Raw genomic sequence first — 10472 nt, 5'->3', positions numbered from 1 at the left:
GAAGATGATGATATCGATGCGCTGCTAGCCAGCTTTGATGCTCAAGATGCTAACGAAACACAAGATGCAGCAAGCGCTGCATCTGACTCAGAATATAGCGCTGCCGATGATAGCCAAGCCATTGATAGCTCAGGCGATGATAACGAAGATCTCGCCGATGCCATCGCCGCTGAACTAGAATCAGACGATGATCTTGTTAACAAAGATGTTGCAGAAGATGATGATATCGATGCGCTGCTAGCCAGCTTTGATGCTCAAGATGCTAACGAAACACAAGATGCAGCAAGCGCAGCGGATAGCTTAGAAGAAGATAACATTACCGATAATAGCGAAGATTTAAGTGAGGCTATTACGGCTGAACGAGAGTCTGTTGATGAGCAAGGTTCTGAACCTCCACTTGAAGGTGATGGCGATCTTGATACCTTGTTAGCCAGTTTCGACTCGGATGAGACTGATACGCAAACAGATGATTTGACAGATGAAATATTAGATTTTGAAGAAGTCCCTGAAAATGATCAGCGCTTAGATTCATTACTTGCCGATTTAGAGTTGGCTAGCATGGAAGATGAAGCCGATGATAGCTTGTCATTAGACATAATTGCTGATGATGAAAGCGATGATTTAACGGGTTTAATTTCAGAGTTAGAACAAGCTCAAGCACCGACAGTAACCGATGACGATCTTGATTTAAACACCTTAGAATCTGAGCTGCTGAAAGCTGGTGATGTTAAAGATGCAGGCAGTGTATTGGTTGATGATATTGATGATTCAATTTTATCTGATGCTGAAAGTGAACTTGATGCGCTATTAGCGAATATGGGCACAGAAGCAGATGATTTGTCTTCATTGCAGGACGACGTTGCTGTAGATTTTGACCCACTTACCTTTGAAACTGATTCAGCATCAGAGTTAGATGCGGATGCTGTCAGTGAGAATAAAGAGACAAATGTTAAAGTAGAAAAAGATTCAGGTTTTTTCAATGATTTGAAAGCGGCTAAAAAGCCTCAAGAAAATATGTTGGATTGGGAAACGGATATCTTTAATAGTGCATCTAAGTTGTCTTCATCTCAGAAAGAGACCATTCCAAATCTACAGACTAACGATGACGTAGATTTTAGCGACGATGATTTAACCGAATTTATCCTCTCAGACGACTTTTCTACCGATGACGAATTTATATTAGACGATGATACTCTTACTGTTGATGAAGCGCTTGCCGCACTCGATAAAGAAGAAGGCGATGCTCATTCACTAAAGATTACTGAAGCAGAACTGAGCAATTTTGAACGAGAAAATGGTTTTATTGATATTAATAAATTGCTTAATGATGCTGACGAAGGTGATGGTCCGGTATTAGATAATTACAAAGATGTTGATGTTGATATGGGCGGGGTTGGATCATTGTTGGGTAATACTAATATGATCGATGTCGACGATGAAGAAAACTCAGTTAATGCCAAGTTAGATTTAGCCCGCGCCTATATTGAAATTGAAGATGAAGATAGCGCCAAAGCACTGTTAAAAGAAGTGCAAAATGATGGTAATACTCGTCAACAAGCTGAAGCAAACTCTTTATTGAAAAAATTAACCTGAGTTTAGGGCACTTTTTTAAAACGACGCTTAGACATGCGTCGTTTTTTTTGTGCTAAAATATGCGCCATTTTAAAGTGAAAGGGTCAAGTTATGCGGATAGCTTTAGGTGTCGAATATGATGGCAGTAATTATTTTGGTTGGCAGCGCCAAGCTGAAGTCGATTCTGTTCAGGCACAATTAGAAAAAGCGCTTTCGTATATTGCAAATAAACCAGTGGAAGTTCTGTGTGCGGGCCGCACGGACTCCGGTGTACATGGTACGGGTCAGGTGGTTCATTTTGAAACCGATGTCGTGCGTCCTATGTCAGCATGGACATTTGGGGTCAATACACAGCTGCCGGACTCTATAGCCGTGCGCTGGGCAAAAGAAGTCGATGACAGCTTTCATGCGCGCTTTAGCGCCACAGCTAGACGCTATCGCTATATCATTTACAACCATGCTTTACGTCCTGGGATATTACGCCAAGGCGTGAGTCATTATCATGGTGATATTGATGAGTCACGTATGCATCAGGCGGCGCAACTGTTACTTGGCGAACATGATTTTACCAGTTTCAGGGCTGTACAATGCCAGTCCAATACGCCATTTCGCAATGTGCATCATGTGCGCGTCTCGCGCCAAGGTATGTATATTATGGTTGATATTAAGGCCAATGCATTCTTACATCATATGGTGCGCAATATTGTCGGCTCGTTAATCGAGGTCGGATTAGGTAATCAACCGATAGATTGGTTAGGCCAATTATTAATCGCTAAAGACCGAAACCAAGCCGCCGCAACCGCAAAACCCAATGGCTTATATTTAGTTGATGTGACCTATCCTGAGCAATATGATTTGCCAAAGCTGGCCCTAGGGCCTTTGTTTATGCTGGATTAATACTTTAAGGCAACCACTTCTGATGGATACAAACAAAATCGATATACCCGATCTCCAAGCAAATTTAGATGAGTGGCTGCATTATTTATTAGCCATTCACCCAAGTGAAATTGATATGGGACTTGCCAGAGTTTCTGAGGTTGCTGGGCGTTTAGGACTAATGGATTTAGCGCCTGCGCAGGTCATTACGGTTGCAGGAACCAACGGTAAAGGTACAACCTGCGCCATGCTTGAGTCTGTATTAATTCAAAGCGGAAAAACAGTGGGGGTTTACAGTTCACCGCACTTATTACGCTATAACGAACGCGTGCGTATCAACCAAAAAGATTGTCTTGACGAACAGTTTATTGAAGCTTTTATGGCCATTGAGCAAGCCAGAACTGATATCTCATTAACCTTTTTTGAATACGCGACTCTGGCAGGTTTATACTTATTTAAACAAGCTATATTAGATGTGATCATTTTAGAAGTCGGTCTTGGGGGGCGTTTAGATGCCACGAATATGATTGACTCTACCGCAACCATTATCACTTCAATTGATTTAGACCATCAAGAATATTTAGGCAATACACGTGAATTAGTTGGCCGGGAAAAAGCTGGCGTATGCCGCAGTCACTGTATCAGTATAGTTGGCGAACCCAATTTGCCGCACTCAGTGACTGAGTATGCACAGAAAATAGCGTGTCAGTTGTTAAGAGTGGGCCATGAGTTTGAATATCAACTCAATGGTGACAGCTGGTCATTCTCGACTCAAGCGCAGCAATTGACGTCTTTAACAGTACCTTCACTGCCTTTAGCGAATGCTGCTTGCGTAGTCGCTTTAATTAATCAAATTTGGCCACAAATTAGCATTGCAGATATCAACCGCGGATTGGCATTAGCCACATTACCCGGTCGGCTCGAATGCGTGAGTCAAGCTCCGCTGGTGTTGTTAGATGTTGCCCATAACCCTCATGCAGCAAAATATTTAGCAGTGCAATTACGTCAAAAGCTGGCGCAAAAAGCGAATCTATCAGGTAAGGTTATTGCACTATGCGGCATGCTAAAAGACAAAGATATTGCGGGTGTTTTTGCTGAGCTGATAGCGGTGGTTGACCAATGGAATTTAGTCACCTTATCTACTGAGCGAGGTGCAACCTCAATGCAATTGCAACACCATTTGTTAACTGTTGAACCAGCACAAGCTACATCTGAAAATAAATTAAACATCAACTCCTTTGATGATATTGATGCCGCTTGGCAATCGATTAGCACTACTATTCAACCCGATGATGTGGTAATTGTATTTGGCTCTTTTTATACTGTCGCTGCTTTTAAATCAAAACTGTAACACTGGGAAATTATCTTGAAACGTCAATTTCAAAACCGCTTAGTTGGCACCATAGTCCTTGTCGCTCTTGGAGTGATTTTTTTGCCTGATCTTTTGGATGGTAAAAAAGCTAAAGTAGTAGAAGAGTTTACTGAAATTCCTTTACGTCCCACCAATCAGTATCAAAATAATAATGCGGCGCCACAAGAGTTTGAAGTACTTGAAGTTGCCAGTGTCGATATTGAACCAAATGAAGCAGAACAAACCTTGCTTGCTGATAAAGCCGTCAATGATGATGTGGTTCCGTTAGGTAACATTAATGCTGCCACAGTTAGCAAGCCAGCTGCTAAGCCTGCTACAAAAAGTGATACGACAAAAGAGGTTGTGGTTGCTAAAACTCCAGCAGTTAAAGAACCGGCAAAAACGGTTATCGACAAACCTCAAACTCAAAAAAATATCATTAAGTCAGGCTATACACTGCAACTTGGTGGCTTTAATAATGCCAAAAATGTCGAAGCCCTAATCGCCCAATTACGATTATCTGGTTATACCGCATATACACTACCCACAAAACCCGTCGAAGGTAAATTGACACGTGTGTTTGTCGGCCCTGAAGTATCAAAACAAAAACTGGAATCTCGCCAAGGTGCAATTACCAAATTAACCGGGTTGAAAGGCAAAATTGTTGTTTATGATCCGATGGACAAGTAAGTGTTGTCGGCATTAGAGGCTGATTTTGTAACGTTTTATCAGCCCTAGCGCTAATTTGTTTATAGTGCAAATTGATTGTTCTCATTCATGTATGATTAATTTGGTCTATAGGGGTGAGAAAAATCTTCACCTCTGTTAGAATCGCGCCGTCTTAAAGGTTACCCGGATCCCCATCCCAATGGTTTGGATTGATTACGCAATTATTATTGTTATTAGCTTATCTACCCTGATTAGTTTAGTCCGTGGGTTTGCTAAAGAAGCCATGTCATTAGTGGTATGGTTTGCGGCTTTTTTTATCGCCAGTCAGTTTTATCTCGACCTCGCCGTTCATTTATCGCAAATGCAAGATGAAATGGTGCGCAACGGCGTTGCTATTGCTATTCTTTTTATCGCAACGCTCATTATTGGTGCCTTAGTTAATTACCTTCTTGGTCAACTCGTTGCTAAAACCGGTTTGTCAGGTACAGATAGAGTACTTGGTGTGTGTTTTGGTGCTATTCGCGGGGCGTTAATCGTCAGCGCGTTACTATTTTTCATGGATGCATTTACCGGTTTTCCCTCAACCAGTTGGTGGAAGGAATCGGTACTCGTACCCGAATTTGGTGTGGTTATTCAGTGGTTTTTTGACTACTTGGAAAACACATCAAGCTTTGTACCCAAAATCTAAAACTATAAAACACCTTACAGTGAGGAACCTTACCCATGTGTGGTATCGTCGGAATAGTAGGCAAGTCTTCAGTTAATCAAACCATTTATGATTCATTGACCGTACTGCAACATCGTGGTCAAGATGCTGCGGGTATTGTTACCGTTGACGTAAATGCGTTTCGTTTACGTAAAGCAAATGGCTTGGTTAAAGATGTATTTGAACCAAAGCACATGCAACGTTTGCAAGGTAATGCTGGCATAGGTCATGTTCGTTACCCAACAGCAGGTAGCTCAAGTGCTTCGGAGGCTCAACCGTTTTACGTTAACTCACCGTTTGGTATTTCATTGGCTCACAATGGCAATTTAACCAATACTACTGAATTAGCCGCAAGCTTGTTAAGCAAGCGTCGCCATATCAATACCACTTCAGATTCTGAAATTTTATTGAACCTATTGGCCGATGAACTACAAGAGACTCGTAGCTTAACTTTATCAGCTGACGAAGTGTTTGATGCTGTCAGTAAAGTACATGCTCAAACGCGTGGTGCTTATGCTGTTACGGCTATGATTATTGGTCAAGGTTTGGTGGCATTTCGCGATCCGTTTGGTATTCGCCCATTAGTATTGGGTAAGCACGAAACAGCATCTGGCACTGAATATATGGTGGCATCTGAAAGTGTTGCTTTAGATGCGGTGGGCTTTGAGGTAATGCGTGATGTGGCTCCAGGTGAAGCGATTTACGTGACACTTGATGGCCAATTATTTACTCGCCAATGTGCCGTTAACCCAAGTTATTCTCCTTGTATTTTTGAATTTGTTTACTTTGCCCGTCCAGATTCGACTATCGATAATATTTCGGTATACGGCAGCCGCGTAAACATGGGCACTAAGTTAGGTGAAAAAATCAAAAAAGAATGGGATGAACACGATATTGACGTAGTTATTCCTATTCCTGAAACCTCTTGTGACGTTGCACTCGAAATTGCTCGTTCTATGGACTTACCATATCGCCAAGGTTTTGTTAAAAACCGCTATATTGGCCGTACCTTCATTATGCCTGGTCAACAAGAGCGTAAGAAGTCAGTGCGTCGTAAACTGAATGCTATCAATGCCGAGTTCAAAGGCAAGAATGTATTACTGGTTGATGATTCTATTGTACGTGGTACAACCTCAGAACAGATTATTGAAATGGCCCGTGATGCCGGCGCTAAGAAAGTGTATTTTGCTTCAGCAGCACCAGAAATTCGCTTTCCTAATGTGTATGGAATTGATATGCCAACGACTAACGAGCTTATTGCCCATGGTCGTGATGCAGATGAAATTGCAAAAATCATTGGTGCAGATGGCATTATTTTCCAAGATTTAACCGACTTAATTGAAGCGGTTAGAATGGAAAATCCAGAAATTAAACGTTTCGAAACATCGGTATTTGATGGGCATTACATCACCAACGATGTAGACCAAGCGTATTTAGACCACATCATGCAATTGCGTAATGATGATGCTAAAGCGAATCGTAATAAAGATATCGGCACTAACTTAGAAATGCACAATGAGTGTCATCCTTAAGTTAAATCGTTAGTCGATGTAATGACAAAAGCCTGCTAAATGCAGGTTTTTTGTTTTCTACGACCTGAAAATATAGGTTTTTTTCATGGCAGCATAAAAATAGTTATTTTGTGACTTGGTTTGGCCCCAAGGTTTGTTTGGAATATGGCCTAAGGCCACTAACGTCGTGGCATTTCACCCACACCAGACCAAGAGTGTATCAATAGCAATACCCTCTTGGATCACCCTGCCGCCCCAGACGAAAAATGCTGAAAAGCGCATAATTTTCGATGGGGATCGATCCAGCTTTTAACCTCAAATGTAGTCCGCTTCGGCCATTGTCACCTAATATAAAAAATATCCTAACGCTTCCTATGGGCCGTCCATGGCCCAACGAAAGCTAGCGTGGCATCCATGCCAAGCTCACGATCTTTTCTCGATGGCCTCAATTCAAATTAAGCAACCCATCTTTAAATACAGACGACTAATGATGCAAAATCGAAAAGACAAAATATCAGCTACTGGTCAGCCTAGGGCAGGCAATTGTTTGGATTACCGTTATGGCCTACTGTGACTTAATCAACAAAAATCAAAGTAAAATATTGAATTTAAAATATAAAATAGGTTAAATTATAAAAATTAAGGACAGAGTTGGGTAATCTCGAACATAATCATCGAGCACGCCATTTAGGGAAGAAGAAGCCATTCAATAACTTGAACCGCTCGACTCCCTTTTTAATGTTTACTCAACCCCACTAATTTCTATGTTTGATAAATTCGCCCGCTTTCATTTATACCTGTACATTTATACAGTTGTAATGATTTTCGGCAAATTGACGAAATATAAGGTCAAAAATCATTCATAAGTAGTAGATGTTATTGAAGTGATGGTTTTATAAGATGTTAATTTTTTAATGTTTTTTCAGCAAGCAAGTCGAAAAATAATATTGAAAAACATTTTGCACGCTTTGTTTTGCGATTTTTGAAATAAAAAGTGCTTTACATCAATAAGATAGCAAATTTAGGATGTTATTAATCAATAACTTGAATGGCCGACATTGAATGATGCGCCGTTCAATAAGCTGTTAAGTGCTCTGATTCTTTGCCAGCTTTAAACTAGGTACCACAAAAAATATGAATAACGGTTTTATTTACCCATTTTTCGATGCGTTAGTAAGGGTCATGTACTATTGCAACTTGGTCGAATTTTTTAAGTTTCTGGCAAAATTATGCACTGGTGTTTTACATAAGCGTAGCGGTGGAGAGCTATCAACCCAAGAGATAATTCGAAGCTGCAATATCGCAATCGATATATATCAAGCATTTAAGTTCGGCCTTCTATTTTCACTTTGGGTTTGTGAGGCTAGCGGAGTGTTTCCCAAGCTGGTCATATACTACCTTCTATTCTCTAACCTATTCACCTATTTTTATTATCATGTTTGGGGTAGTAAATATGGCCAAAGAGTTGACCGCGATACGCTAAACAGAAAGTTCCTTAATTCTCTTTTAGCCATCTCATACTATTTGTTGTGTTACGCCTATTTATATGAAATTCATTACAGCCAAATGATAGCCTGGCCTGATGATTTGATCGATACAACAAATGCAATATTCCTTAGTGTGGCCAATGCATTTACTTTAACTTATGGCGGTTTTTCTCCGCTTACTCAAGAAATTAGAATGGTTTTTATGAGTGAGCTAATAAATACATTTCTATTTTTTACAGTAATCATCACTAACTCAATACCGAATCATGCAGGGAAGGAAAACAAATGAGCTACAAGAATAAAACATATGTAATGTTTGATGCGGATACAGATATCCGTATGTATCGGTTAATGACCGCATGGAAAGCTAATGACAAAATAGACTTTAATTTTCACGATGCTCATGATTTAAACAACTTAAGAAAAACTGCATCAGAAGAAACGATTAAGAGAAAGCTTAGAGAGCGCCTAAATAGTACTAAGCAGGCTATATTGCTTGTTGGTGAAAATACAAAAAATCTGTATAAGTTCGTCCGTTGGGAAATTGAAGTAGCAATGAGCATGGACATCCCCATTATTGCTGTAAACTTGTGTAAAAGTAATTCCTCCACAGAAAGAACTCCTCCAATATTAAAAAACAATGCATATTTTGTATCTGTTCCATTTGAGCAAAGCAAAATTAAACATGCCTTAGATAAATTCCCAGACGAATATCATCGTAAAAAATCAGAGGCACCTAGTGATAGATCTTACACTTGGAAATAGCAGCACTTAACAAGGCGCTGCTACGGAAAATTTACTCGCTGGCGCTCCTAAATTTCCGCAGAGCGCGGCGTTATATGACAAGTGAGTTCCATGAAGCCTCGTAAAGTTACAGATAAATTAAGAGATGAACTTTTAGCATTGAAAAATAGTCGAGGAAGCATTGATGATCTTTGCTTTAATTATCTCAACAATTTTAGTGAAAATGCTAAATTAACTCATTTCTCATTAAAAGGAAGTTCATTAGTTAAATCTGTCGCTTATAGGCAATATTTTGTATTCTTAATTAGTTCACTAGAAACATTCTTCAGAGATTTATTTATTTACGTTCACTCCATAGACGCTGAGTTAATGAATAAACTCATAGAGAAATTTAAAAATATCGATAAGTTTCATAATTCAGAGGAACTTTCGTCAATTGAAGTGCTTAGTAAGAGCTTCAATTTTCAAAACGTTAATGACCTTGAAAATGCATTTTATCAACTTTGGGGGGCTAATTTCTTAGATACTATTTGTAATACGTCAATAAACCCTTGTGGTTTTAATGGCAAAGTATTTCAATCTGTATGTGTCAGCAATATGTTTCCAGATTGGAAAAGTATATTTAATGAAGCTTTCGCCATTAGACACAAAGTTGTTCATGATGCTAACTTTCGGCCCGATAATAATATGAAATTAGCTCAAGGGGCTGAGTCGGTATTTTTGCTTATTCCTCAATTAACCACATGTTTTCTAGCTAAAAAATACAAATTAAAATCAATGTTTTTGAAAGCTGAAGGCGGTGATTTTCCTTATGTATTTTCAATTCACGATATACTAGCGGAAGACTGGCACGTTACTGAGTAAGTCATATAACAAGGCGCTTAAACGGAACAAAAACAGTTGGTTATGTTTCGTGCCTCAACAATTTTAACCAACTATTTTTGTCCGCTTAGCGCGGCGTTATGTCTGAAGGTCGACCCATGTTTCACATAAAAAAATTCTCTCTGAATACGGTATTACTCATAGTCACAATATTCTTATTGTCAGGATGCGTTTGGGATGATGACACTGCCGAGAAACCATGGCAGGGATTTTCTAAGAACAAGGAAAGTGGGAAGCTGGAATGGTGGTTTGTAAGTTTTCAGTCATACGAGGCTTGTATCGAATCAATGGAGTGGGATATTTCTAATTCTGTACATAAGGCTTGGTATCTGCCGCCAGTAGGGTGTGGCTTTTCAAGTAACAGCAAAATCAAAACTATATTCATGAATCTGTTTGTTGGCGATATGAGCATGTTCGAGTGTCTGGTAGAGTCGAAAAACCCAGAAACGAGAAAAATTAAGGCAAAATATGGACCTGTGCTGAAAGGGTTTCACGAAGCTTGTAGCGATACGTCAAAATACGTAGTGATTTATTGATGGAAGAAAGACATAACAAAGCAAATTCACTCGGACTCGCGACGCTCGCCGGTGATTTGCAGCGTTATACCCAAATTAACATAGGAGGTTATTTTGAAAAGACTGTATTTATTTTTGTTATCCCTTTCGATTTCTCTA

10 protein-coding genes are annotated in these 10472 nt (G+C 39.7%); all 10 read left to right on the top strand.

The features are described 5' to 3' along the window. Positions 1-1593: FimV/HubP family polar landmark protein (locus ORI98_RS05270; RefSeq protein ID WP_306134526.1), on the top strand; the 1593-nt coding region annotated here is incomplete at its 5' end. A gap of 90 nt (positions 1594-1683) precedes the next feature. Beyond that, entirely contained in the window at positions 1684-2469 is a 786-nt protein-coding gene (truA, locus tag ORI98_RS05265) for a tRNA pseudouridine(38-40) synthase TruA (protein ID WP_306134525.1), read from the top strand. A gap of 22 nt (positions 2470-2491) precedes the next feature. Then, positions 2492-3799 carry a bifunctional tetrahydrofolate synthase/dihydrofolate synthase gene (gene folC / locus ORI98_RS05260; protein WP_306134524.1) on the top strand — a complete coding sequence of 436 codons (1308 nt, stop codon included), beginning with the start codon at positions 2492-2494 and terminating at the stop codon, positions 3797-3799. A 15-nt stretch (positions 3800-3814) separates the two neighbouring features. Continuing rightward, positions 3815-4489 carry a cell division protein DedD gene (dedD, locus tag ORI98_RS05255; protein WP_306134523.1) on the top strand — a complete coding sequence of 225 codons (675 nt, stop codon included), beginning with the start codon at positions 3815-3817 and terminating at the stop codon, positions 4487-4489. A 178-nt stretch (positions 4490-4667) separates the two neighbouring features. Further along, entirely contained in the window at positions 4668-5156 is a 489-nt protein-coding gene (locus ORI98_RS05250; protein ID WP_188842803.1) for a CvpA family protein, read from the top strand. A 35-nt stretch (positions 5157-5191) separates the two neighbouring features. Continuing rightward, the gene (gene purF, locus ORI98_RS05245) at positions 5192-6706 is read left to right on the top strand and encodes an amidophosphoribosyltransferase (RefSeq protein WP_261299836.1); all 1515 of its coding nucleotides are present in this window, start codon (positions 5192-5194) and stop codon (positions 6704-6706) included. Positions 6707-7819: 1113 nt separating this feature from the next. Beyond that, the gene (locus ORI98_RS05240; protein ID WP_306134522.1) at positions 7820-8461 is read left to right on the top strand and encodes a hypothetical protein; all 642 of its coding nucleotides are present in this window, start codon (positions 7820-7822) and stop codon (positions 8459-8461) included. Beyond that, positions 8458-8937 carry a TIR domain-containing protein gene (locus ORI98_RS05235; protein WP_306134521.1) on the top strand — a complete coding sequence of 160 codons (480 nt, stop codon included), beginning with the start codon at positions 8458-8460 and terminating at the stop codon, positions 8935-8937. The genes ORI98_RS05240 and ORI98_RS05235 overlap by 4 nt, the downstream gene beginning before the upstream one ends. Positions 8938-9027: 90 nt before the next feature. Then, a complete protein-coding gene (locus ORI98_RS05230; protein ID WP_306134520.1) occupies positions 9028-9780 on the top strand; it encodes a HEPN domain-containing protein in 753 nt (250 codons plus the stop codon). 116 nt (positions 9781-9896) lie between these two features. After that, positions 9897-10334: a hypothetical protein gene (locus tag ORI98_RS05225; protein ID WP_306134518.1), complete on the top strand. Its 438-nt coding sequence runs from the start codon at positions 9897-9899 to the stop codon at positions 10332-10334. Positions 10335-10472: the final 138 nt, after the last annotated feature.

Source organism: Shewanella sp. ULN5 (assembly GCF_030731885.1).
Classification (GTDB): Bacteria; Pseudomonadota; Gammaproteobacteria; order Enterobacterales; family Shewanellaceae; genus Shewanella; species Shewanella holmiensis.
The sequence above is the reverse complement of the archived record's forward strand: the minus strand, read 5'-3'. Positions and strand labels throughout refer to the sequence as shown.

Bases quoted from the DNA above. Each gene is read 5' to 3' on its own strand.
- purF (WP_261299836.1), top strand. From the start codon at position 5,192: ATGTGTGGTATCGTCGGAATAGTAGGCAAGTCTTCAGTTAATCAAACC.
- folC (WP_306134524.1), top strand. From the start codon at position 2,492: ATGGATACAAACAAAATCGATATACCCGATCTCCAAGCAAATTTAGAT.
- ORI98_RS05230 (WP_306134520.1), top strand. From the start codon at position 9,028: ATGAAGCCTCGTAAAGTTACAGATAAATTAAGAGATGAACTTTTAGCA.
- ORI98_RS05240 (WP_306134522.1), top strand. From the start codon at position 7,820: ATGAATAACGGTTTTATTTACCCATTTTTCGATGCGTTAGTAAGGGTC.
- ORI98_RS05235 (WP_306134521.1), top strand. From the start codon at position 8,458: ATGAGCTACAAGAATAAAACATATGTAATGTTTGATGCGGATACAGAT.
- truA (WP_306134525.1), top strand. From the start codon at position 1,684: ATGCGGATAGCTTTAGGTGTCGAATATGATGGCAGTAATTATTTTGGT.
- ORI98_RS05225 (WP_306134518.1), top strand. From the start codon at position 9,897: ATGTTTCACATAAAAAAATTCTCTCTGAATACGGTATTACTCATAGTC.
- ORI98_RS05250 (WP_188842803.1), top strand. From the start codon at position 4,668: ATGGTTTGGATTGATTACGCAATTATTATTGTTATTAGCTTATCTACC.